Below are 23,013 nucleotides of genomic sequence, written 5' to 3' on the forward strand. Positions count from 1 at the left end.
GGTCGTGTCACTTCAGGAAGTCGGGCACGTCGAGGTCGTCGTCGTCGAACTGGACCTGCTTGGCGGGACGGGGCTGGACCGGTGCCGGCTGGCTCTCCTGCGACGACGGCGCGAAGGTCGTGGTCGCAGGCGTGGCCGCCGTCGACCCGCTGTGGGCGGGAGCCGGCGCCTTCGTGGCGAGCTGCTGCGCCGCGGCGCGGGTCTGCTCCTGCGTCTGGGCCGGCTGGGCCTGGCGCAGCACGTTGCCGTCGGAGCGGCGCTTGGGCATGCCGCCGTCGAACCCGGCGGCGATGACGGTCACCCGCACCTCGTCGCCCAGGGCGTCGTCGATGGTCGCACCGAAGATGATGTTGGCCTCGGCGTGGGCGGCCTGGGACACGAGCGCGGCGGCCTCGTTGATCTCGAACAGGCCGAGGTCCGAGCCGCCGGCGATGGAGAGCAGCACGCCGTGGGCGCCCTCGATGCTGGCCTCGAGCAGCGGGCTCGACACCGCCATCTCCGCCGCGGCGACCGCACGGTCCTCACCCCGCGCCGAGCCGATGCCCATCAGGGCCGAGCCGGCGTTGGCCATCACGGACTTCACGTCGGCGAAGTCGAGGTTGATCAGGCCCGGGGTGGTGATCAGGTCGGTGATGCCCGAGACACCCTGCAGCAGCACCTGGTCGGCCTGCTTGAAGGCGTCGAGGATCGACACGCTGCGGTCGGTGATCGACAGCAACCGGTCGTTGGGGATGACGATGAGGGTGTCGACCTCCTCACGGAGCTGGCTGATGCCCTCCTCCGCGGAGTTGGCACGGCGCCGGCCCTCGAAGGCGAACGGGCGGGTCACGACGCCGATGGTCAGCGCGCCGAGCGAGCGCGCGATCCGCGCCACGACGGGCGCGCCGCCGGTGCCGGTGCCGCCGCCCTCGCCGGCGGTCACGAACACCATGTCGGCGCCCTTGATGACCTCCTCGATCTCGTCGGCGTGGTCCTCGGCCGCCTTCGCGCCCACGTCGGGGTCGGCGCCGGCACCGAGGCCGCGGGTGAGCTCACGGCCGATGTCGAGCTTGACGTCGGCGTCGCTCATGAGGAGTGCCTGGGCGTCGGTGTTGATCGCGATGAACTCGACGCCCTTGAGGCCGACCTCGATCATCCGGTTGACGGCGTTGACGCCGCCGCCGCCGATGCCCACGACCTTGATGATCGCCAGGTAGTTCTGCGCTGCTGCCACGGCTCCGGGGCCTTCCTTGAGTGGGTCTGTGCTGGTCTGTGCTGCTGCTTCGTGGTGCTGGTGTCCTGGGGAAGGAACGAGGTGGTGGACCACTGCCCTCGATTCGCGGAACCCTAACCGTGAACCTGAGGGTTATAGTTATGTCAACCTCGCCTTTCGCTAGACCCTAGGGAGCGACGACGACGAAACCCTGCCGGACACGCCGGGCAGTGGCGGGTCGGACAGGAATTCCCGCCGGGTCGAGCGGGTCAGCGGACCGTCGGGTTCCCCGGGACGCTCACGTCGTAGACCTGCGCCTGCTCGGCGGCGAGGAGCCGGTCGATGACCTGGGCCTTGAGTCCGGACTCCTCGGCGCTCCCCCACAGCACCCGGCGCCGGTCGCGGAGGACCAGGGTGATCTGGTCGACGGTCGCCACCTCGACGTGATCGACGCGGGTGACGAGGTCCTGCGGGAGGGCCGACACGACGGTGGCGGCCTCCTTCAGCGCGTCGGTGCCCGCGGCTCCGCCGGGCCGAATGCGCGGCATGCCCTTGGGCGCGGCGTCGTACTGGCGGAAGACGACGCCCTCGGCGTCGAGGCCGCGCAGCCGACCGGCGATCTCCACGACGGCGACCGCCGTGCGCTCGACCACCTCGATGCGGACGGCGTCGGGCCAGGTGCGCGTGACGTCGACGGACCTGACCTCGGCGAGGGAGCCGACGCGGCTGTCCGCGCGCGCGAGGTCCACGAGGGCCAGCTGGTCGCCGAGCGGGACGTCGGCGATCTCGCGCACGCGCGCGTCGCTGAGGAGGTCGTTGCCGACGACCTGCACCTTCTTGACCTGCAGGACGGTGGAGAAGAGGACGAGGTAGATCGAGGTCCCGAGCAGCGCGAGCACCACGAGCAGGGCCAGGACTTTGCGCAGCGAGAGCCAGCGTCGTGCCCACTGCCGGCGCGCGAAGCGCCGCCGCGTGCGCCTCGCGGTGCGCTCCTCCGGCTCCACTCAGGCACCGCCGAGCAGGTCGAGCACCCGGGGTCCGACCCCCGTGATGTCGCCCGCGCCGAGGGTGATGACCAGGTCGCCGGGCCGGGACCGCTCGGCGAGCACCTGCGCGGCCGCGCCGAGGCCGTCGACGTAGGTGACGTGCTGCGCGGGCAGGGGTACGGCGTCCGCGACGAGGAGCCCGGTGACCTCCGGGTCGGCGTCCTCGCGCGCGACGTAGACGTCGAGGACGACGACCTCGTCGGCGGCACCGAGCGCGACGCCCATCGCCTCGCCGAAGATGCGGGTGCGCGAGACCAGGTGCGGCTGGAACGCGGCGACCACACGGCCCTCCCCGGCGAGGGCTCGAGCGGCCTCGAGGTCGCCGCGGATCTCGACGGGGTGGTGGGCGTAGGAGTCGTAGACGCGCACGCCCGCTGCCTCGCCCTTGAGCTCCATCCGGCGCCCGGTGCCGGTGAACCCGCCGAGCCCGTCGACCAGCGCGTCGAAGGGCAGGCCGAGACGCAGGCCCATGGCGAGGGCCGCGGCGGCGTCGAGGACGTAGTGCCGCCCGGGGATCCGGAGCCGCAGCACACCGAGGTCGGTGCCGGCCCGGGAGACCCGGCAGGTGGAGGTGGAGCCGTCGAGGGCCAGGTCGTGGATGCGCAGGTCGGCGTCGGCGGACTCCCCCACGGTGATCACCTCGAGGCCCTGCGTCCGGGCCTGCCGGGCGAGCTCGGCAGCGCCGGCGTCGTCGAGGACGCAGACGAGGAAGCCCGATCGGTCGACGGTGTCGGCGAACTCCTCGAAGGCCCGGTGGTAGGCCTCCTCGGTGCCCCAGTTGTCGAGGTGGTCGGCCTCGACGTTGGTGACGATCGCGGCGTGGGGGCGGTAGACCAGGAACGCGCCGTCGCTCTCGTCGGCCTCGGCGACGAAGAGGTCGTCGGCGCCGGAGTCGGCGTTGCGTCCGGTGGCGGTCAGCACACCGCCCACGGCGTACGACGGGTCGACGCCGGCCGCGAGCAGCGCCGAGGTCAGCAACCCGGTGGTCGTCGTCTTGCCGTGCGTGCCGGCCACGGCGAGGACGCGGGAGCCGGCCATCACCGCGGCGAGGCCGGCGGACCGCGGCAGCACGCGCAGCCCCCGCCGGCGGGCCTCCACGACCTCGGGGTTGTCGTCGCGGGCGGCGGTCGTGACCACGAGCGTGTCGGCGTCGCCGACGTGGGCGGCGTCGTAGCCGAGGTGGCAGGTGACGCCGAGCTCGCGCAGCGCCGGCAGGAACGGGGTGTCGTGGTCGTCGCTGCCCGTGACCGTGATCCCATGGCGGGCCATGATGCGGGCGATCGCGGAGATCCCTGCGCCACCGATGCCGACGCAGTGGACGCGACCTAGCTCGGCGGCCGGGAGGATCTCGTCGGGAACCGGGATCCTCACGAGCCGCTCCTCGCGCGGGACGCGCCGGCGTCGAGGACCATCCGGGCCAGCTTCTCGTCGGCGTCGAGCGGGATCACGCCCCTGGCGGCCGACCCCATGGTGGCGAGCCGCTCGGCGTCGGTGAGCAGCCCGGGCACGCTGGCGGCGACCCACTCCGGGGTCAGCGCCTCGTCGGCCACGAGCAGGCCGCCTCCGGCGTCGACCACCGGACGGGCGTTGAGCGACTGCTCGCCGTTGCCGATCGGGAGCGGGACGTAGACGGCGGGCAGGCCCACCCCGGAGACCTCCGTGACGGTGTTGCTGCCGGAGCGGCACAGCACCGCGTCGGCGGCGGCATAGGCCAGGTCCATGCGGTCGACGTAGTTGAGCACGACGTAGGGGACGTCGCCCTGCTCCACGGTGAGCTCGTGCTTGGGGCCGACGATGTGGAGCACCTGCACCCCGGCCGCCGCGAGGGCGGGAGCGGCACCGGAGGCGGCGGCGTTGATCCGGGCAGCTCCCTGGGAGCCACCGGTCACCAGCAGGGTGGGCAGGTCGGCGCGCAGCCCGAAGGCGGCGAGGGCCTCCTCGCGCAAGGCGGCCCGGTCCATCGTGGAGATGAGCCGGCGGATCGGCAGCCCGGTGCACACGGCGTGCGGCAGGGCGGTGCCGGGGAAGCTGGTGGCGACGTGGGTGGTCATCCGGGCGCCCAGCCGGTTGGCCACGCCGGCGATCGCGTTGCCCTCGTGGACGACGATCGGCAGGCCGCGCTTGCGAGCCGCCAGGTAGGCCGGCACGGAGACGTAGCCCCCGAAGCCGACGACGACGTCGGGGCGCACCCGGTCGACGATCGCGATGGCGGCGGCGCGGGCGGCGCGCAACCGCGCCGGCGTACGCAGCAGGTCGGGGCCGGGGCGGCGCGGCAGCGGCACCCGCGGGACGACCTCGAGCGGCAGCCCCGCCTCCGGGACCAGGCGCGCCTCGAGCCCCTCGCGGGTGCCGAGGCAGGTCACCTCGGTGGCGGGGTCCAGCCGGCGCAGGGCGTCGGCGGTGGCGAGCAGGGGCGAGGTGTGGCCGGCGGAGCCGCCGCCGGCGAGAAGGACGCGCATCGGGGCAAATCTAGCGGGGGCCGTCGGGAGGGACGGGGCCGGCGGACGCGGGCGAGGAGGTGGTGGCTGAGGTGGCGGCTGAGGCGGGGACCGGGGTCGGGGCCGAGGTGGTCGCGGTCGTCGCGGTGGCGGCGGACAGTCCGGCGGAGCGGTTGCGCCGGCGTGCCGCCAGGGCGGCCGCGGCCTCGGGCTCGCGCCGGGCGAAGCCGATGACCAGGCCGAGGGCGACCAGCGACGGCAGGAGCGCCGAGCCGCCGTAGGAGACGATCGGGAGCGGGATGCCGATGACCGGGAGCACGGCGAGCACCATGCCGACGTTGATCATCATCTGCCCGAGCAGCCACACGACGATGCCGAAGGTGGCGTAGCGGACGAACGGGTCCTGCGTGCTGTGGGCGACCCGGATCGCGGCGTAGGCGATGGTGAAGAACAGCCCGATGACGAGCAGCGTGCCGACCAGGCCGAGCTCCTCGCCGAGCACGGCGAAGATGAAGTCGGTGTGCGCCTCCGGGAGGTCGCCCCACTTCTGGGTCGAGGCGCCGATGCCCTGGCCGAACCAGCCGCCGCTCGAGAGGGCGTAGAGCCCGTGGGCGGGCTGCCAGCCGGCGTCGGTGTAGTCCTTGAACGGGTCGGTGAAGTGCGTGATGCGCTCGAGGCGCTCGGGGTCGGTCGCGGCCAGGGCGACGGCTGCGACGCCGAGGACGGAGAGGCTGAGGCCGAAGAGCCGCAGGGGCGCGCCGACCACCCACAGCATCCCGAGCAGGATGGCGGCGAGCACCATCGCGGTGCCGAGGTCGCGGCCCACCAGGACCAGGGTGATGACGGCGAAGAGCCCCGGCACCACGGGCACGAGCAGGTGGTGCAGCTCGCGCAGCCGCCGCTCCTTGTGGGCGTAGATGTTGGCCGCCCACAGCACGATCGCGAGCTTGGCGACCTCGGCGGGCTGCATGGTGAAGGGGCCGATCGCCAGCCAGTTCTTGTTGCCGTTGATCACCACGCCGAAGCGCGCCACCAGGGCGAGCAGCACCAGCGCGAAGAGGAAGCTGGGGTAGGCCAGGCGGCGCACGTGCTTGACCGGGATCCGGGAGGCGACCCAGGCGCACGGGAGGCCGACGGCCACCCACACCAGCTGGCGCTTCACGACGGCGTAGGAGTCGTCGTAGGTGAGGTAGGACCGCACGCTCGACGCGCTGAGGACCATGATGAGACCGATGGTGAGCAGCAGCGCGGAGGCGCCGACGAGGAGGTAGTAGGACGCGAGCGGCTTGTCGAGCGCCTCGCGCAACGACCGCCAGCCGGCGACGACCCCCGAGCCCAGCGGCGCGCGGACCTTCGGCCCGACGACGTCCTCGGGGTCCACGGTCGTCATCGTCGCGGTCCCCCTCGGGCGTCTAGTCGGGCGTCTGGTCGGGCGTCTGGTCGGGCGCGGGACCGCCGCGGGCGATCCTGCGGTGCACCGCCGCGGCGAACGCGTCGCCGCGCGCGCCGTAGTCGGTGAACATGTCCATGGACGCGCACCCCGGCGCCAGCAACACGGTGTCCCCGGACCTGGCGAGCCCGGCGGCGGCGTCGACCACGCGCTCCATCGGATCCCCAGTCTCGTCGGCACCCACATCGATGACCGGCACATCGGGCGCGTGTCGCGAAAGAGCGTCGGCGACCACCTGCCGGTCCCGGCCGAGCAGCACCACGCCCCGCAACCGGTCGCGCACCGCGACCACCAGGTCGTCGAAGCGGGCGCCCTTGGCGAGCCCGCCCGCCACCCAGACCACGGAGTCGTAGGCGCTGAGCGAGGACTGGGCGGCGTGCGGGTTGGTCGCCTTGGAGTCGTCGACCCAGTCGACGCCGTCGGCCGCTGCGACGTGCGCGATCCGGTGCCCGTCGGGCCGGAAGTCGCGCAGTCCGTCGCGGACCGCCTGCTGGCTCACGCCGTGGGCCCGGGCGAGGGCAGCGGCCGCGAGCGCGTTGGCGACGTAGTGCGGTGCCGACGAGGCGAGGTCGGCGAGCGTGCACAGCTCCGCCGCACTGGTGGCGCGCTCCTCGATGAACGCGCGGTCCACCAGCAGGTCCTCCACGATCCCCACGTCGCCCGACGACGGCGTCCCGAGCGTGAACCCGACCGCGCGGGCACCCTCGACCACGTCGGCCTCGCGCACCATCTCCTCGGTCGCGGGGTCGGCGAGGTTGTAGACGCAGGCGCGCTGCACCCGCTCGTAGATCCGCGCCTTGTCGGCGGCGTACTGCTCCATGCCCGTCGGTCCCCCGGGCTCGTCGTCGTACCAGTCGAGGTGGTCCTCGGCGACGTTGAGGACGACGGCGGACTCCGCCGACATCGACCAGGTGTAGTGGAGCTGGAAGCTGGAGAGCTCGACGGCCAGGACGTCGTAGGGCTCGGGGTCCATCACGGCCTCGACGATCGGCATGCCGACGTTGCCGACGGCGGCGGCGCGCAGCCCGGCGGCGCCCAGGATCGAGCGGAGCATCTGCACCGTCGTCGTCTTGCCGTTGGTGCCCGTGACGGCCAGCCACGGCGCGGCGGTGGCAGGGTCGCGCAGCCGCCAGGCCAGCTCCACCTCGCCCCACACCGGGATCCCCCGCTCGGCCGCCTGCGCGAGCAGCGGGGCGGTCGGACGCCAGCCGGGCGAGGTGACGACGAGGTCGACGTCGTCGGGGAGGACCGCGGTCTCGCCGGGTCCGAGGCGGACGGTGGCGCCGAGGGTCTCGAGGAGCTCGGCCTTCTCGGCCTTCGCCTCGCTGGTCGCCTCGTCGAGCGCCGTCACCCGGGCGCCGAGGAACAGCAGGTTGTCGGCGGCGGCGTAGCCGGAGACACCGAAGCCGGCGACCACGACGCGTACGCCGGACCAGTCGCTGCCGCGGCCGAGCGACTCCACGTCCGGGGCGGGCCCGTCAGCCAATGCCCGCGACCCACTCGGCGTAGAAGATGCCCAGGCCGGTGGCCACGGTGAGGCCGGTGACGATCCAGAAGCGGATCACGATGGTGACCTGCTCCCAGCCGAGCATCTCGAAGTGGTGGTGCAGGGGCGTCATGCGGAAGACGCGGTAGCCGGGCTGGACCTTGAAGATGCTGCGGAAGAGCCCGCTCGCGCGGCTGACCTTGAAGACGGACACCTGGATCATCACCGAGAGCGTGATGACCACGAAGAGGCCGCCGATGATGAGCAGCAGCAGCTCGGTGCGGGTCATGATCGCGAAGCCGGCCATGGCGCCGCCGAGGGCGAGGGAGCCGGTGTCGCCCATCATGATCTGGGCGGGCGAGGCGTTCCACCACAGGAAGCCGAAGCAGGCGCCGGTCAGCGCCGCCGCGACGACGGCGAGGTCGAGCGGGTCGCGCACCTCGTAGCACTTGGGACCCGCCTCGATGGCGCAGGACTGGCTGTTCTGCCAGATGTTGACCAGCGTGTAGGCGGCGAAGACCAGGATGCTCGCGCCGGTGGCCAGCCCGTCCAGGCCGTCGGCGAGGTTCACCGCGTTGCTGGCGCCGGTGACGATCACCCACACGAGCAGGATGGCGACGATCGTCGGGAGCGCGAACCGCTCGTAGTCGCGGATGAAGGAGATGTGGTCGGACGCCGGTCGCCAGCCACGCTCGTCCTCGAGCATCGGCGACAGCGCGAGGAAGCCGAAGACGACCGCCACCACGGTCTGGCCGATGACCTTCGCGCGGCTGCGCAGGCCGAGGTTGTGCTGGCGGCTCACCTTGAGGAAGTCGTCGAGGAAGCCGACGCCTCCGAGCCCGACGAGGAGGAACAGCAGGAGCATCGCCGAGGCGGTGGGGGCCTGCTGGGTGATGATCTTGGCGGCGAGGTAGCCCACGACCGTGGCGAGCACGATGACGGCCCCGCCCATGGTCGGGGTGCCGCGCTTGACGTGGTGGGTGGTCGGCCCGTCGTCGCGGATCGGCTGGCCGAAGCCCTGCCGGGTGAAGAACCGGATGGCGTAGCGCGTGCCGAGGAGGGAGATCAGCAGGGAGAGTCCTCCTCCGAACAGGATGGCTCTCATGTGGTGCTACTCCCTTCCTCGAGGAGGACGTCGGCGATGAGTTCGAGCGAGGCCCCCCGTGATGCCTTCACCAGGACGACATCAGCAGCCGAGACATTGTGCCGCAGCCACTCGGCCGCTTCGTCACGCCCCGCCGTGGGGATCGTCACTCCCCCGCCGGCTCCCCGGGCCACCGCGGTCGCGAAGCCCTCGGAGACCGGCCCCGCGCCGTCGCCCACGGTGAGCACGACGTCGACGCCGACCTCGGCGGCGTACGTGCCCACGCCGCGGTGTGCGGCGACCCCGCCGTCGCCGAGCTCGAACATCTCCCCCAGCACCGCGACCGTACGACGACCGCTGCGCGACCCGATGCCGGCGAGCGTGTCGAGGGCGGCCCGCATCGACTCGGGGTTGGCGTTGTAGGCGTCGTTGAGGACGACCAGCCCGTCCGGGCGCTCGGTGACCTCCATCCGCCAGCGGCTCGCGGGCACCGCGTCCGCCAGGGAGTCGGCCACCGTGTCGAGGTCGAGGCCGGCGGCGAGCGCCATGGCGGCGGCCGCTGCCGCGTTGCGCCACTGGAACGCGCCCACCTGGGCCAGGTGCACGGTGGCGCCGGAACCGCGGTGGAGGACCTCGAACGACTGGCGGCCCAGCTCGTCGGTGGTCACCGCGGTGACGGCCACGTCCGCGCCCTCGCCGCCGAACGTGCGCACGGTGGCGTCGGTGCGAGCGGCCATGGCGGCGACGAGCTCGTCGTCGGCGTTGAGCACGGCGGTGCCGTCGGCCGGCAGTGCCTCGACGATCTCGCCCTTCGCCTGCGCGATCGCCTCGCGGCTGCCGAACTCACCGATGTGCGCCGTGCCGACGTTGAGCACGGCTGCCACGTGCGGCGGCGCGACGGCGCAGAGCCGGGCGATGTGGCCCACGCCGCGCGCGCCCATCTCCACGACGAGGTAGCGGGTCTCGGGCGTCGCGCGGAGCACCGTGAGCGGCACGCCGAGGTCGTTGTTGAAGTTGCCGCGCGTCGCCACGGTCGGGCCCGCCTCCGAGAGGACGTGCGCGAGGTAGTCCTTCGTGCCGGTCTTGCCCTGGGAGCCGGTCATGGCGAGCACCACCACGTCGGGCAGGCGGTCGACGACGTGCCGGGCCAGCAGCCCCAGGGCGGCCACGACGTCGTCGACGACGACGGTCGGCAGCTCGGTCGGCCGGCTGCCCAGCACCGCGACGGCGCCGGCCCCACCGGCCGCGACCACGAAGTCGTGGCCGTCGACGCGCTCGCCCGCGACGGCCACGAAGAGGCCGCCCGGCTCGGGGGTGCGGGTGTCGATGAACGCCGCCCCGGTGACGACGGCCTCGCCGTGCGCCTCGCCGCCCACGACGTCGGCCACCTCGGCCAGGGTCATCTCGATCATGCGGGCTCCCCGGCGGCGGTCAGCAGCGCCCGGATCTCCTCGGCGGCGACGACGCGGTCGTCGAAGGGATGCACCTCGCTGCCGACCTGCTGGCCGGTCTCGTGCCCCTTGCCCGCGACGAGGACCACGTCGCCGGGGGCGGCGCGTCGCAGTGCCTCGCGGATCGCCAGCCGGCGGTCACCGACCTCGAGGACCTCCGCGGCACCGCCGCGGGTGCCCTCGAGCACGGCCGCGCGGATGTCGGCGGGGTCCTCGGTGCGCGGGTTGTCGTCGGTGACGACCACGACGTCGGCCAGCCGCGCGGCGATCTCCCCCATCACCGGTCGCTTGACCCGGTCGCGGTCGCCGCCCGCGCCGACCACGACGATCACCCGGCCCTCGGTGAGGGGCCGCAGCGTGGCCAGCACCGCCTCGAGGGCGTCCGGCTTGTGGGCGTAGTCGACGACCACCGCCCAGTCCTGGCCCGCCGCGACCCGCTCCAGCCGGCCCGGCACACCGCCGACGCGTGCGATGCCGTCGGCGACCGTCCGCGGGTCGAGCCCGGCGAGGGCGGCCGAGGCGATCGCCGCCAGCGCGTTGGACACGTTGAAGGCGCCCGGGACGCGGACCGCCGCCGGCACCGTGACGCCGGGGCCGACGACGGTGAAGGTCGCCCCCGACGGCGCCAGCGCGACGTCGACCGCCCGCCAGTCCGCGTCGCGGCCCTCGGTGGAGAAGGTCGACATCGGGATCGTCGCCACGTCCAGCAGCCGCCGGCCGTGCTCGTCGTCGAGGTTGGTCAGGCCCTGTGCAGCGCGCTCCGGGGTGAACAGGCTCGCCTTGGCGGCGAAGTAGTCGTCGACGTCGCGGTGGAAGTCGAGGTGGTCACGGCCCAGGTTGAGGAAGGCGGCGACGTCGAACACCACGCCGTCCACGCGGCCCATCACGAGCGCGTGGCTGGAGACCTCCATGGCGCAGGTGTCGACGCCCCGCTCGCGCATCACCGCGAACAGGCCGTGCAGGTCGGGCGCCTCGGGCGTCGTCAGCTGGGTCTGCACGTCCTCGCCGGCGATGCGGGTGCCGACGGTGCCGATCACCGCGGACGTCACGCCGGACGCGGTCAGCCCCTGCTCGAGGATACGGGTCGTGGTGGTCTTGCCCTGCGTGCCGGTGACGCCGATGACCCGCAGGTCCGTCGCGGGCTCGCCGTAGAGCCGGGCGGCCAGGCGACCGAGCACCCGCCTCGGCTCGGGTACGACGAGCGCGGGCGTGCCCGGCGGGAGCAGGTCGAGCCCCGCGCGGTCGGTGAGGACGGCCACGGCGCCCGCGGACAGCGCCTCGGCGGCGTAGTCCGCACCGTGGGCGCGGGCGCCCGGGAGGGCGGCGTACAGGTCACCGGGCCGGACGCGGGCGGTGCTGAGCGAGATCCCGGAGACCGGCACGTCGAGGTCGCCGTGGGCGGCCACCTCGGTCGTCTCGGCGATCCAGGCGGCCAGCTCGCTCGCGGCCGTCGAGGGGGTGCGACGCGGTCGGGTCGGGGGCACGACCTCCTCGCGCGGGTCCACTGGGCGGTCCACCGAGCGAGGGTATCGACTCACCACTCGACGGGGAGGCGGGAGGGCTTGCCGTCGGTCGGCTCGACGCCGTAGCGGCCGAGCACGTAGCCCATGACCCGGGAGAACACGGGACCGGCGATCGAGCCGCCGCCGCCGTCGACCTCCGGGGCGTGGACGACCACGTAGACGGTGAACCGGGCGTCGTCGGCGGGCGCGAAGCCGCCGAAGGAGACCGACGTGCTGCCGTCGTAGCAGCCGCAGTCCGCAGCGACCCGCTGGGCGGTGCCTGTCTTGCCGGCGACGAGGTAGCCGGGCACCTGCGCGCCAGGCGCCACCCCGTCCTCGGGGTCGACGACCTTCTCCATCATCCGCGCGGTCGCACGGGCGGCAGCCTTGCTGACCACCCGGGTGCGGGTGGCCACGTCGGTGCCGACGGTGACGCCGTCGTCGGTGACCGCGGAGCCGGCGATGAGGCTGGGCGAGACCCGGACGCCGCCGTTGGCGATGGTGTTCACCGCGGCGGCCATCTGGGCGACGTTGACCGACAGGGACTGGCCGAAGGCGACGCGGTCCTTGGTCTGCGACGTCATCGCCTCGCCGGGCGTCAGGATGCCGGCCGTCTCGCCCCGCACGCCGATGTCGGTGCGCTGGCCGAGGCCGAAGCGCTGGAGGTAGTCCACGAGCTCGATGGGCGAGAAGGCGTCGGCGGCGAGGACGGTGCCGATGTTGGACGACTGGGCGATGATCCCGGCCAGGGTCAGGCGGATGTTGCCGTGGTCGAACCAGTCACCGATGACGCGGTCCTGGCGGGCCAGGCTCGGGGGCACCTTGAACCGCTGCCGCGGGAACGCCTTGCCGGCGTCGATGAGGGCCGACGCGGTGAGGACCTTCTGCACCGACCCGGGCTCGTAGGTGTCGTTGAGCGCGCGGGACCCGAGGTCCTCCTCGGGCGCCTCGGTGGGCTCGTTGGCGTCGAAGGTGGGGACGTCGGCCAGCGCCAGCGTCTCGCCGGTGCGGGTGTCCAGGACGATCGCCGAGCCGCTCTCGGCGCGGTACTGCTGGACCGCCTGGGCCAGCACCTTCTGGGTGAACCACTGCAGGTCGCGGTCGATGGTGGTGCGCAGCGGGGCGCCGTTCTGCGCGGCCTTCAGCGTGCTCTCGCGCAGCGGGATGCGCACGCCCTTGCCGGAGTTGGACTGCCACGTCGCCTCGCCGTCGACGCCGGCGAGCTGCTCGTCGAAGGTGCGCTCGAACCCGCCCAGCGGCTCGTCGGTGCCCATGTAGCCGACCAGGTTGGCCGCGACGTCGCCGGCCGGGTAGTCACGGATCGGGTCGTCCTGCAGGCTGATGCCCTCGAAGCCGGCGTCGTCGAGCACCTCGAGGGTGTCGGTCGCGAGCGTGCTCGGCACCCGCCGGGCAACGTACTCGTAGCGGCTGCCCTCCTGGCGGCCGCGCAGCGCGGTCAGCGTGCGGAAGTAGTCGACGGAGAGCCGGTCGGACAGCAGCCGGGCCAGCTCGGGCGCCTGCGCGGCGGTGAGGGCCGGGTCGGCGACGACCATCTTGCCCTTGATCGAGCCGGCGAGCGGGACGCCGTTGCGGTCGAGGATGTCGCCGCGCTCGGCGGCCAGCGGGACCCGGACGGCCCCCTCGGCCGCGGCGCGGACGGCGTACGACTGGGGGTCCATGCCCTGCAGCTGCACCAGCCGCGCGCCGAAGAAGGAGAGGACCATCGCGATGAGGACGAACCCGACGCGCAGTCGCAGCATGGGTGCGCCGCGAGAGGCGCCACGCCTGGTGCGGGTGCTCGGCACTGGTCTCCCTGGGTCAGGGCCCGGGTGCGTCCCGGGCTCGGTCGAAATCTAGGTCGGCTGCCGCGCGGATCCGCGCGACCGCGCCGTCAGCGGTCGCGGTTCTTGCGACCCTGCTTGTTCCTGTTCGTGACATCGGTCGTGCCGGTCGTGCCGGTCGTGCCGGTCGTGGTGGTCGTGTCCGTGGTGGTGGTCGTGGTGGCCGGCACCTCGACGATGGTCGGGTCCGGTGCGAGAACCTTGGGCTTGATGGGCGCGGGGGGCAGCAGCTGGATGGCGTTCTCCCGCGTCGCCGGCGTGCGCACGCCGCTCGTCTCCCCGGTCTCGAGGTCGAGGAAGACTGGCGCAGTCGGGATGACCATGCCCATCTGCTGGGCCTCCAGCGCCACCCGCTGGGGGTCGCGCAGCTCGTCGAGCTCCATGCGCAGCGTCTGCTCGCGGGCGGCCAGCGTGTCGGCCTGGTTCTCCAGCGCGGACGCCGTGAAGGAGGCCTGCTGCATCGAGGTGTTGAACAGGAGCAGTCCCACGATCCCACCGACGAGGACCAGGCTGACGAGGGTCACGAACGGCACCCGGGGGGCGCGCGTGCGCACCCGCGGGACGACGGTGAGGCGGGCCTTGTCGACAGCCTCCTGGGCGATCCGGGTGACCCGGGTCCTCGGCTGCAGTGCGGGACTGCTCATCTGACGGCTCCATGGGGAAGGTGGCGGGAGGCGGGGGAAGGGGGACGGACGCGCTCGACGGCGCGCAGGCGGACCGAGGCCGCCCGGGGGTTCTGCTCGACCTCGTGCACGTCGGCCTGCTCGGCGCCGCGGGTGACCAGCCGCAAGGCCGGCTCGGCGCCCTCGGGGACGAACGGGAGGTCGGGCGGCACGTCAAGCCGGGTCGCGTCGGCGAAGGCCCGCTTGACCAGGCGGTCCTCGAGGGAGTGGTAGGACTCCACGACCACCCGGCCGCCGACGCCGATGACCTCGATCGAGGCGGGGACGGCCCGCCGGAGCACGGCGAGCTCGTCGTTGACCGCCATCCGCAGCGCCTGGAAGGTCCGCTTGGCGGGGTGCCCACCGGTACGCCGCGCCGGAGCCGGGATGGTGGCGTAGAGCAGCTCGACCAAGTCCGCGCTGGTCGCGAACGGCGTGGTGTCGCGTCGACGTACGACCTCGCGGGCGATCCTGCTGGCGAACTTCTCCTCGCCGTACTCGCGCAGGATGCGGGTCAGCTCCTGGGCGGTGGCCGTGTTGAGCAGGTCCGCGGCCGTGGGTCCCGTGGTGGGGTCCATCCGCATGTCCAGCGGGGCGTCCTCGGCGTAGGCGAAGCCGCGCTCGCGCACGTCGAGCTGCATCGAGGAGACCCCGAGGTCGAAGAACACCGCGTCGACGTGGTCGAGCCCGAGGGAGGCGACCACCTCCGGGAGCTCGTCGTAGACGGCGTGCACTGCCGTGAAGCGGTCACCGTGGGCCGCGAGCCGCTCGGTCGACATCTCCAGCGCCGTCGGATCGCGGTCGATGCCGATGACCCGGGCCTCGGGGAGCCGCTCGAGCACGGCCTCGCTGTGGCCGCCGAGGCCGAGCGTGCAGTCGACGTAGACCGACCCGGGGTGCTCGAGGGCAGGCGCCAGCAGGGCGACGACCCGGTCGAGGAGCACCGGGGCGTGGCGGGGAGTCGTCATCGTCCGGCCCGGCTCAGCCCTGGTGTCCCAGGTGCATGAGCACGAGGAGCGCCAGCGCCAGGCAGGAGGCCGTGGCAGCGGAGAACGCGATGAGGACGGCCGCCGCGCGCGCCTGGTCGCGCACCCGCAGCGGCGGCGCCGCCGACGTGCGTGCCCAGGGCTGGGTGGTGCTCATGGTCTCGACCCCACTCAAAGGTGCTGGTTGGTGCTGGATGCTGCTGGCTGCTGCTGGCTGGTGCTGGGTTTGTTGCCGGGGTGCTGCTGGTGATGGCGGTGCGGCTGACACTCCCCGCCGGGTGGCACGAGGTGAGCCGCCGCACCAGGTCCCTGCCCGCTCCCTGGCATGAGGTGCCCTCTGGTGCCGGGGAAGTGCCCCAGATGGCCACGCGAGGGAGCGGGCTCGAGACCTGGTGATGCGGGTCCGATGTCAGCTGTGGAGTTGTGGTGCGGGTCCTGCTCAGATCCCGGGGAAGACCTCGTCGCTGAGCTCGGAGAACTTCTGCTCCTGCTCCTCGGAGTAGGCCGCCCAGGCTGCGGGGTCCCAGATCTCGATCCGGTTCATCGAGCCGATGACGACGCACTCCTTGCGGAGCGAGGCGTACTCGCGCAGGGGTGCCGGGATGTTGATCCGGCCCTGCTTGTCGGGCACCTCCTGGCTGGCGGCCGCGAACAGCATGCGGACGTAGTCACGGGTGCCCTTCTGGGTGACCGGCGCCTCGCGGAGCCGGTCGGTGAGCCGGCCGAAGTCCTCCAGCGACCAGACAGTGAGGCAGCGCTCCTGCCCCCTGGTCACCACGAGTCCCTCCGTCAGCTCGTCCCTGAACTTGGCGGGGAGGAAGAGGCGTCCCTTCTCGTCGAGCTTGGGCGTGTAGGTGCCGAAGAACATCCGGCACCTCCCCCTTGCTCGGCGGGAAGATCGACCCTGTCCCCCACTTCGCACCACAGTACTCCACTTCGCTCCACCGTCAACCAGATCGAGCGTGTCTCCGGCGGCAATTTGCGCGTTGTCAGGTCGGACGCGTCGGTCCGTCGCTGCCCGACGGCAGCCCTCGTCGAGCGTGGAACCGCCCCGATCCACGCTCAGCAGGGCCGTGGTGGAGCGCCGGTGGAGAGAAAGGGCACCCGGTGGTGGGGCGAAGTGGGGGAACCGAGGCGCAGGGGCAGCTCGGCCGGCGGTCGGAAGGCGCTGCCCGGCGACGGTGGCCCGGTATGTTGCGCGCACCACATACCGTGGTCACGAGCATGCAGCGAGGGGACGGACACAACGTGACGACTGGGCTTTCCGGGCAGGCGCCCGACCTGGACACCGTGCACCGGGTCACCGGCGCGGTCCGCCACAACATCGAGCGCGTGATCGCCGGCAAGCCCGACGTGGTCAACGCCGCGCTCGTCGTCCTGCTCGCGGAGGGTCACCTGCTCATCGAGGACGTCCCCGGCGTCGGAAAGACCCAGCTGAGCAAGGCCCTGGCGCGCAGCATCGACTGCTCCGTGCGCCGGATCCAGTTCACCCCCGACCTGCTGCCCTCCGACGTCACGGGCGTGTCGGTGTTCAACCAGGACACCCGGGAGTTCGAGTTCCGCCCCGGCGGCGTCTTCGCCAACATCGTGGTCGGCGACGAGATCAACCGGGCCTCCCCCAAGACGCAGTCCGCCCTCCTCGAGGCGATGGAGGAGCGCCAGGTCACGGTCGACAACGCGACCTACATGCTCGAGAAGCCGTTCATGGTCATCGCCACCCAGAACCCCATCGAGATGGAGGGCACCTACGCCCTGCCTGAGGCCCAGCGCGACCGCTTCATGGCGCGGGTCTCGGTCGGCTACCCGGTGGAGTCCGCCGAGATCGCGATGCTCGAGGGCCACACCGCCCACAACCCGCTCGACGACCTCGAGCCGGTCACCGACGCCGGCGAGATCCGCAAGGTGATCGAGATCGTCGGCCGGGTCCACGTCTCGTCCGCGGTGCACCGCTACGCCGTCGCGCTGACGACCGCCACCCGCACGAGCAACGACCTGCACCTCGGCGCGTCGCCGCGGGCCACGCTCCACCTCGTCCGCGCCGCCAAGGCGGTCGCCGCGACGCAGGGCCGCGACTACGTCCTGCCCGACGACATCCACGGCATCACCTCGCCGGTGCTCGCCCACCGGCTGCTGCCCAACGTCGAGGCGACGATGAGCGGCCGCACCACCGCGGCGATCCTGTCCGGGCTGGTGGAGTCGGTCCCCGTCCCCGACGCGAACCGTGCGTGAGGCACTCGCCGCCCTGACCGTCCGCGGACGGGCGTTCCTGGCCGCCGGCATCACCACCGTGGTGGCCGCGATCGTCGTCGGCCACTCCTCGGTGGTCCGCATCGGCGTGCTGGTCGCGGTGCTGCCGCTGCTGACGGCATGGTGGGTGGGGCGCTCGCGCTACCGCCTCGCGCTCGTGCGCACGCTCTCCCCCCAGCTCGTGGTGGCCGGCCAGCCGGCGACGGTCGAGCTGACGGTCGCCAACGAGTCACGCACCCCGACCGGCGTCCTCCTGCTCGAGGAGCGACTGCCCTACGTCCTCGGCACGCGGCCCCGCTTCGTGCTCGAGGGGCTCGGCCACGGCTGGCGCCGCCACGCGACCTACCAGGTCCGCTCCGAGCTGCGCGGGCAGTTCGAGATCGGCCCGATGGCGGTGCGCGTCACCGACCCGTTCGGCCTCGTCGAGCTCGGTCGTACGTTCCACGCGACCACGCGGCTGACGGTGACGCCGCGCACCATCGCGCTGCCGAGCATCCCGCTGGGCGGCGCGTGGACCGGGTCCGGCGACAACCGTCCGCGCGCCTTCGCCACCGGCAGTGCCGAGGACGTCACCGTGCGCGAGTACCGCCGCGGAGACGACCTGCGGCGCGTCCACTGGCGCAGCTCGGCCCGGCTCGGCGAGCTCATGGTGCGCCGCGAGGAGCAGCCGTGGCAGTCGCGCGCCACCGTCTTCCTCGACAACCGCGGCACCTCGCACCGCGGCCAGGGTGCCGCGAGCTCCCTCGAGGGCGCGGTCTCCGCCGCCGCGTCGATCGCGGTGCACCTCGCGCACCACGGCTACACCGTCCGGCTGGTCACGGCCTCCGGCGACAGCCGCGAGACGCAGTGGCACTCGCAAGCGGCCGAGGCGAGCACCATCCCGCTCCTCGAGGCGCTGGCCGTGGTGCAGCTCGACCACTCCCCCGCACCCGACACGCAGTGGCTCGCCGAGCCCGGCAACGGCGGTCTCACCATCGGCGTCTTCGGCGGCCTGGGCGAGATGGACCTGCCGTTCCTGCGCCGGCTCCAGCACCACGCGTCCTCCAGCCTGGCGATCGCCCTCGACGTGGACGCGTGGGCGCCGCACCTACCGGTGCAACCCGGCCTCGGCGCGGCGTCCCACCTCACCGCGACCGGCTGGCGCTCGGTCACCCTCGGTCCCCGTGACCGCCTCGACACCGCCTGGCAGGAGCTCGGCATGATGCGGAGCCGGTCCACCGCCTCGACAGGAGTCGGACGATGAGGTCCTCCTGGAGCACGCTCCCCCACCAGCTCAGGGTGGCGGGCATCGCCATGCTGGCCGCCTGGGTGACGATCCTGTCGTGGCGCGTCCTGACCGCCGGCTTCGCCGAGGTCGGCTTCCCGCTGCTCTTCATCGGCGTCGTCCTCGCGGGCGGCGGCGCGCTGGCGAGGTGGAGCCGCCTGCCGGCCCCGGCCATCATCGGCGCGCAGCTCGTCGTGGGCGGCCTGCTGGTCCTCGGCACCACGACCGGCTCCCCGCTGCCGACGCCCGACAACGTCGACGCGTTCCGGGCGGCGCTCGGCGACGCGATGGAGACCTCGCGCAGCTACGCCGCGCCGGTCCAGCTCGGCGTCCCGCCCGTCCACCCGCTGCTGCTCGTCGGCGGCACGCTCGTGGTCCTCCTCGTCGACGTCATCGCCTGCACCCTGCGCCGCGCACCGGTGGCCGGGCTCGTGCTGCTGGCGGCGTACACCCTCCCGGTGGCGGTCACCGGCGAGGCCGTGTCGTGGTGGCTCTTCGCCGTCATCGCCGCGCTGTTCCTCACCCTCGTCTACATCCAGCACAGCGATCGCGTCACCTCGTGGGGCCGCTCGCCCGAGGGCGAGAAGGCGTCGTTCTCCGTGCGCACCGGCGCCATCGGCAACACCGCCGTGGCCCTCGGCGCCGCCGCGATCGCGCTCGCCGTGGTGGTGCCGGCGGCCGTCCCCACGATGAGCATGAGCGTCTTCGACGGCAACGGCCCGGGCACCCGCGAGGTCGAGGTCAAGGACCCGATGGTCGACCTGCGCCGCGACCTCGCCCGCGGGGAGGACGTCCCGCTGCTGTGGGTCACCACCCCCGGCCCGCGGCCGACGTACCTGCGGATCTCGGTGCTCGCCCGATTCAACGGCTCGACCTGGACCCCCGGCGACCGCGAGATCCCCGAGACGCAGACCGCCACCGGCTCGCTGCCGCCGCTCGACGGCGTCTCCAGCGACGTGGCGCGCCGGGAGTTCAAGTACGACGTCCGGGTCAGTCCGGACTTCAGCTCGGCCTGGCTCCCCACCACCGCGCAGGTCACCCGGATCGCGGCCGGCACCGACTGGCGCTACGACGTGAGCACCCGTGACTTCATCGGCGCGCGCGACGACGTGACGACCGCCGACCGCACCTACGACTTCACCGGCGCCCAGCTGACCTACGACGCGCAGTCGATGAACGAGTCGGTCTCCGGCGCCGGGTCGGTGGCCGGCATCTTCACCGACGTGCCGACCAACCTCAACAACGAGATCCGCCGGCAGGCCGCCAGCCTGACCGCCGACGCGCCGACCCGGTTCCAGAAGGCCCAGGTGCTGCAGCAGTGGTTCCGCGAGGACGGCGGCTTCCGCTACGACCTCGGGCAGGTGGAGTCGGCCGGCGGCGGGGGTGCGGACCTGACCCAGTTCCTCGACGACAAGGTCGGCTACTGCGAGCAGTTCGCCGCCGCCATGGCGATCATGGCGCGGGTCATCGGCATCCCCAGCCGGGTCGCGGTCGGGTTCCTCGAGCCGGAGAAGTCGACCAGCGGCTCGTGGGAGTTCTCCTCGCACGACCTGCACGCCTGGCCGGAGCTCTACTTCCCCGGGTCGGGCTGGGTGCGCTTCGAGCCCACCCCGCAGGCGCGCGCGACCGGCATCCCGGAGTACACCAGCGCCGAGTTCGAGGCCGTCACCGAGGCGCCGTCGCCGAGCGCGAGCAGCTCTACCGAGCTGCTCCCCGAGCGCGGCGAGTCGCCGAGCGCCGACTCGGAGTCGGCCGACGAGGACACCTCGTCGATCCCCTGGGTCCCGGTCCTGGCCGGCCTCCTCGGGCTCGGGCTGCTCGCCCTCGTCCTGCTGACCCCCCGGCTGGTCCGCGGCGCCCGCCGCAAGCGCCGGATGGCCGGCGACATCGAGGACCTGTGGGTGGAGCTGGCCGACGTCGCACGCGACCTGGGCCACGCCTGGCCCGCGGGCCGCTCACCCCGCCGCGTCGGCGACTGGCTGGGCCGGCAGCTCGCCGCCCCTGCCTCCGACGGCCCGCGCCCCGATCGTCCGCGCCGCGGCCGCGACCAGGCGCCGGAGGCCGCCCACGCCCTCGACCGCCTCGTGGTGGCGCTCGAGCACAGCCGCTACGCCCGCGACCCGGAGACCTTCACCGCCGACCGGTTCGCCGGGGACGCGAGCCTCGTCGAGGAGTCGCTCGCGGCCGGTGTCCCGCCCCGTGACGTACGACGTGCCACCTGGTGGCCCGCGTCGGTCGTCGGACGGCGTACGTCCTGGCGCCGACCGGGGCGTCCGCCCCGCTCGAGCCGGACCCGCACCGCGACGCCGGACGGCGAGACCACGCGGACGGTCGACGAGCTCGTCGGCTGATCACGCGGGGACGCGGGCGTGTCCCGGCGCGGCGGTGGCTGAGCCAGGTTCCGTCAGCGCCGGATGTGGCTGGCGCACCGCTGCGCACAGGGATCGAGGATCGTCGCGTCTCCGCAGCACGCGGCGACACGCGGCTCGGACGGTGGAGCAGCGACCCTCCGCGGACCGGTGCGGTCCCGCGGGTCAGTGCGGCGGGTGGGTCAGAGGCCGCGCTCGCGGCGGCGACGCCACCGCTCCTCCATGCGCTCCATGAAGGGGCTGCCGGAGCGCTGGCGGCTCGGGCGGTGCGGACGGCCACCGTCGACGACGCCGAGGCCGGACTTGCCGGAGGCACGCACCTTGGGCACCGAGTGCCCCGGGCTGCGGGCGGAGGTCAGCGCGAGGATCGCGCCCCCCAGCATCACCACGAAGCCGAGCACCCCGACGACGGTCTGGAGGACGGCGGTGAGGTCGAGCAGGACCGCGACGATGAGCAGGCCGATGCCGACGAGGAGGATGGCGCCGCCCAGGATCATGCGGCGACGAGCCATGCGTTGGAACGACGTGCCACGCAAGGTGGAGGCGAGCTTCGGGTCCTCTTCGACGAGGGCGCGTTCCATCTGCTCGAGCAGTCGCAGTTCTTCCTCGGAGAGCTCCACGGTTCCTCCTCACCTCTTCACTTGCAAGTCTAGGCACGCCGGTGCACCAAGGGTAGGCGTCATGGTGAAAATTCACCCTCACGCAGGGTCCGCAGGCGGGACGGATGTCCAAGGTTGGTCCCGGGACCGGTCGCCGGCCGGTCACATCAGGCTCCCGGGCCGGACCGCCGCCGACCCGAACCGCCTCGTCGCCCGGTCCACCGCGCGGTCGGCCTCGGGCCACCCGCGCTCCGGCTCGCCCAGCACGAGCTGATGGTGGACCGTGTCGCGCGGCACCAGGCCCTCGACGCGCACGCCGACCAGGCGGAGCCGCGCGCGCTGGAGGCCGAGCGCGTCGTAGAGCCGTGTCACCGTGCGGTGGATCTCCACGGTCACGTCGGTGGCCTCGGGCATCGTGCGCGACCGGGTGATCGTCGTGAAGTCGGCGAAGCGCACCTTGAGCGTGATCGTGCGGCCGGCCACCCCGGCGGCACGCATCCGCCCGCCCACCTTGGCGGACAGCCGCAGCAGCTCCCGCACGACGAACTCGCGGTCGTCGGTGTCGCGGGCGAACGTCTCGTCGGCGCCCATCGACCGCTCGGGCTCGTGGTCCCCGGCCCGCGGCACGAGCTCGCTGCGATCGGTGCCCCACGCGAGGTGGTGGAGCTCGCGACCGAGGTGCGCCCCGACCGCACGCTGGAGGGTGCGCAGCGGGGTGTGCGCCACGTCGCCGACGGTGAGCAGGCCGAACCGGTGGAGCAGCGCCTGGGTCTTCTCCCCCACCCCGTAGAGCTCACCGACGTCGAGGGGGTGCAGGAAGGACGTGACCTCGGCCGGCGGGACCACGACCACGCCGTCGGGCTTGGCCCGACGGCTGGCCAGCTTGGCCACCGACACCGACGCCGCCACGCCGACCGAGCAGGTGATGCCCTGCTCGTCGTGGATGGTCGAGCGCAGCTGCTCGGCGATCTGCCGCGGCGGGCCGAGGCGGCGTGTGGACCCGCGCACGTCGAGGAACGCCTCGTCCAGCGACATCGCCTCGACGACCGGCGTGACCTCGCGGAACGTCTCCATCACCGACGCCGAGACGCTGGTGAAGGTGGCGTAGTCGGGAGCGAGCACCACCACGTGCGGGCAGAGCCGGCGGACGCGGGTCATCGGCAGCGCCGAGCGGATGCCGTAGCGGCGCGCGACGTAGTTGGCGGCCAGCACCACGCCGCGCCCGCTGCCGCCCACCACCACGGGCTCGTCGACGAGGTCGGGACGCTCGCGCAGTGCCACGGACGCGTAGAACGCGTCCATGTCGACGTGGAGGATCGGGGTGTCGGTCACCGGCCGCCACCCGGGCGTGCGGCGGCATGTGGGCCGCTCCGGCGGACCTGTCGGCGGACGTGTC

At 73.3% G+C, this 23,013-nt stretch carries 19 protein-coding genes; 3 read left to right on the forward strand and 16 right to left on the reverse strand.

The window, feature by feature from the left end; all coding sequences use genetic code 11:
* Positions 1-7 precede the first annotated feature (7 nt).
* The 14 genes from ftsZ to mraZ form a co-directional block, all read right to left on the reverse strand.
* Entirely contained in the window at positions 8-1,213 is a 1,206-nt protein-coding gene (gene ftsZ, locus SHK17_RS13045) for a cell division protein FtsZ (RefSeq protein WP_172274198.1), read from the reverse strand.
* Between the two features lie 248 nt (positions 1,214-1,461).
* Positions 1,462-2,196: a cell division protein FtsQ/DivIB gene (locus SHK17_RS13050; RefSeq protein ID WP_322919495.1), complete on the reverse strand. Its 735-nt coding sequence runs from the start codon at positions 2,194-2,196 to the stop codon at positions 1,462-1,464.
* Complete coding sequence (murC, locus tag SHK17_RS13055; protein ID WP_322919496.1) at positions 2,197-3,609, reverse strand: UDP-N-acetylmuramate--L-alanine ligase; 1,413 nt, start codon at positions 3,607-3,609, stop codon at positions 2,197-2,199.
* Positions 3,606-4,697: an undecaprenyldiphospho-muramoylpentapeptide beta-N-acetylglucosaminyltransferase gene (gene murG / locus SHK17_RS13060; RefSeq protein WP_322919498.1), complete on the reverse strand. Its 1,092-nt coding sequence runs from the start codon at positions 4,695-4,697 to the stop codon at positions 3,606-3,608. The genes murC and murG overlap by 4 nt, the downstream gene beginning before the upstream one ends.
* A 10-nt stretch (positions 4,698-4,707) precedes the next feature.
* Positions 4,708-6,066 carry a putative lipid II flippase FtsW gene (ftsW, locus tag SHK17_RS13065; protein WP_172274186.1) on the reverse strand — a complete coding sequence of 453 codons (1,359 nt, stop codon included), beginning with the start codon at positions 6,064-6,066 and terminating at the stop codon, positions 4,708-4,710.
* Positions 6,067-6,088: 22 nt separating this feature from the next.
* Positions 6,089-7,612, reverse strand: a complete 1,524-nt coding sequence (gene murD, locus SHK17_RS13070) for a UDP-N-acetylmuramoyl-L-alanine--D-glutamate ligase (RefSeq protein ID WP_172274183.1) — start codon at positions 7,610-7,612, stop codon at positions 6,089-6,091.
* On the reverse strand, positions 7,605-8,717 hold the full coding sequence (mraY, locus tag SHK17_RS13075; RefSeq protein ID WP_322425454.1) for a phospho-N-acetylmuramoyl-pentapeptide-transferase: 1,113 nt from the start codon (positions 8,715-8,717) through the stop codon (positions 7,605-7,607). The genes murD and mraY overlap by 8 nt, the downstream gene beginning before the upstream one ends.
* Positions 8,714-10,108, reverse strand: a complete 1,395-nt coding sequence (locus SHK17_RS13080) for a UDP-N-acetylmuramoyl-tripeptide--D-alanyl-D-alanine ligase (protein WP_322919499.1) — start codon at positions 10,106-10,108, stop codon at positions 8,714-8,716. The genes mraY and SHK17_RS13080 overlap by 4 nt, the downstream gene beginning before the upstream one ends.
* Positions 10,105-11,664, reverse strand: coding sequence for a UDP-N-acetylmuramoyl-L-alanyl-D-glutamate--2,6-diaminopimelate ligase (locus tag SHK17_RS13085; protein ID WP_449867022.1), 1,560 nt, complete (start codon positions 11,662-11,664; stop codon positions 10,105-10,107). Before SHK17_RS13085 ends, SHK17_RS13080 begins: the two co-directional genes overlap by 4 nt.
* Positions 11,665-11,681: 17 nt before the next feature.
* A complete protein-coding gene (locus tag SHK17_RS13090) occupies positions 11,682-13,409 on the reverse strand; it encodes a peptidoglycan D,D-transpeptidase FtsI family protein (RefSeq protein ID WP_322919500.1) in 1,728 nt (575 codons plus the stop codon).
* 131 nt (positions 13,410-13,540) lie between these two features.
* The gene (locus SHK17_RS13095; protein ID WP_322919501.1) at positions 13,541-14,134 is read right to left on the reverse strand and encodes a hypothetical protein; all 594 of its coding nucleotides are present in this window, start codon (positions 14,132-14,134) and stop codon (positions 13,541-13,543) included.
* Positions 14,131-15,120, reverse strand: coding sequence for a 16S rRNA (cytosine(1402)-N(4))-methyltransferase RsmH (gene rsmH / locus SHK17_RS13100; RefSeq protein ID WP_322425457.1), 990 nt, complete (start codon positions 15,118-15,120; stop codon positions 14,131-14,133). Before rsmH ends, SHK17_RS13095 begins: the two co-directional genes overlap by 4 nt.
* 13 nt (positions 15,121-15,133) lie before the next feature.
* Entirely contained in the window at positions 15,134-15,295 is a 162-nt protein-coding gene (locus SHK17_RS13105; protein WP_172274162.1) for a hypothetical protein, read from the reverse strand.
* Positions 15,296-15,577: 282 nt separating this feature from the next.
* Complete coding sequence (mraZ, locus tag SHK17_RS13110; protein ID WP_172274159.1) at positions 15,578-16,006, reverse strand: division/cell wall cluster transcriptional repressor MraZ; 429 nt, start codon at positions 16,004-16,006, stop codon at positions 15,578-15,580.
* A 380-nt stretch (positions 16,007-16,386) separates the two neighbouring features.
* On the opposite strand from mraZ, the gene SHK17_RS13115 reads away from it, so the two are divergent.
* From SHK17_RS13115 to SHK17_RS13125, 3 genes are read left to right on the forward strand one after another with little or no spacing between them, the layout of a single operon-like run.
* Complete coding sequence (locus SHK17_RS13115; RefSeq protein ID WP_322425459.1) at positions 16,387-17,367, forward strand: AAA family ATPase; 981 nt, start codon at positions 16,387-16,389, stop codon at positions 17,365-17,367.
* The gene (locus SHK17_RS13120; protein ID WP_172274153.1) at positions 17,360-18,628 is read left to right on the forward strand and encodes a DUF58 domain-containing protein; all 1,269 of its coding nucleotides are present in this window, start codon (positions 17,360-17,362) and stop codon (positions 18,626-18,628) included. Before SHK17_RS13115 ends, SHK17_RS13120 begins: the two co-directional genes overlap by 8 nt.
* Positions 18,625-21,000 carry a transglutaminase family protein gene (locus tag SHK17_RS13125; protein WP_322919503.1) on the forward strand — a complete coding sequence of 792 codons (2,376 nt, stop codon included), beginning with the start codon at positions 18,625-18,627 and terminating at the stop codon, positions 20,998-21,000. Before SHK17_RS13120 ends, SHK17_RS13125 begins: the two co-directional genes overlap by 4 nt.
* A gap of 200 nt (positions 21,001-21,200) precedes the next feature.
* On the opposite strand, the gene SHK17_RS13130 is transcribed toward SHK17_RS13125, so the two are convergent.
* Together SHK17_RS13130 and dinB are read right to left on the reverse strand one after the other, a co-directional pair.
* Entirely contained in the window at positions 21,201-21,638 is a 438-nt protein-coding gene (locus SHK17_RS13130) for a DUF3040 domain-containing protein (RefSeq protein WP_172274147.1), read from the reverse strand.
* Between the two features lie 141 nt (positions 21,639-21,779).
* The gene (gene dinB / locus SHK17_RS13135; RefSeq protein ID WP_322919504.1) at positions 21,780-22,949 is read right to left on the reverse strand and encodes a DNA polymerase IV; all 1,170 of its coding nucleotides are present in this window, start codon (positions 22,947-22,949) and stop codon (positions 21,780-21,782) included.
* Between the last annotated feature and the right edge of the window lie 64 nt (positions 22,950-23,013).

Source organism: Nocardioides renjunii, assembly GCF_034661175.1.
GTDB classification, from domain to species: Bacteria; Actinomycetota; Actinomycetes; order Propionibacteriales; family Nocardioidaceae; genus Nocardioides; species Nocardioides renjunii.

Bases quoted from the DNA above. Each gene is read 5' to 3' on its own strand.
- murG (WP_322919498.1), bottom strand. From the start codon at position 4,697: ATGCGCGTCCTTCTCGCCGGCGGCGGCTCCGCCGGCCACACCTCGCCC.
- ftsW (WP_172274186.1), bottom strand. From the start codon at position 6,066: ATGACGACCGTGGACCCCGAGGACGTCGTCGGGCCGAAGGTCCGCGCG.
- mraY (WP_322425454.1), bottom strand. From the start codon at position 8,717: ATGAGAGCCATCCTGTTCGGAGGAGGACTCTCCCTGCTGATCTCCCTC.
- SHK17_RS13080 (WP_322919499.1), bottom strand. From the start codon at position 10,108: ATGATCGAGATGACCCTGGCCGAGGTGGCCGACGTCGTGGGCGGCGAG.
- SHK17_RS13090 (WP_322919500.1), bottom strand. From the start codon at position 13,409: ATGCTGCGACTGCGCGTCGGGTTCGTCCTCATCGCGATGGTCCTCTCC.
- SHK17_RS13095 (WP_322919501.1), bottom strand. From the start codon at position 14,134: ATGAGCAGTCCCGCACTGCAGCCGAGGACCCGGGTCACCCGGATCGCC.
- rsmH (WP_322425457.1), bottom strand. From the start codon at position 15,120: ATGACGACTCCCCGCCACGCCCCGGTGCTCCTCGACCGGGTCGTCGCC.
- SHK17_RS13105 (WP_172274162.1), bottom strand. From the start codon at position 15,295: ATGAGCACCACCCAGCCCTGGGCACGCACGTCGGCGGCGCCGCCGCTG.
- mraZ (WP_172274159.1), bottom strand. From the start codon at position 16,006: ATGTTCTTCGGCACCTACACGCCCAAGCTCGACGAGAAGGGACGCCTC.
- SHK17_RS13125 (WP_322919503.1), top strand. From the start codon at position 18,625: ATGAGGTCCTCCTGGAGCACGCTCCCCCACCAGCTCAGGGTGGCGGGC.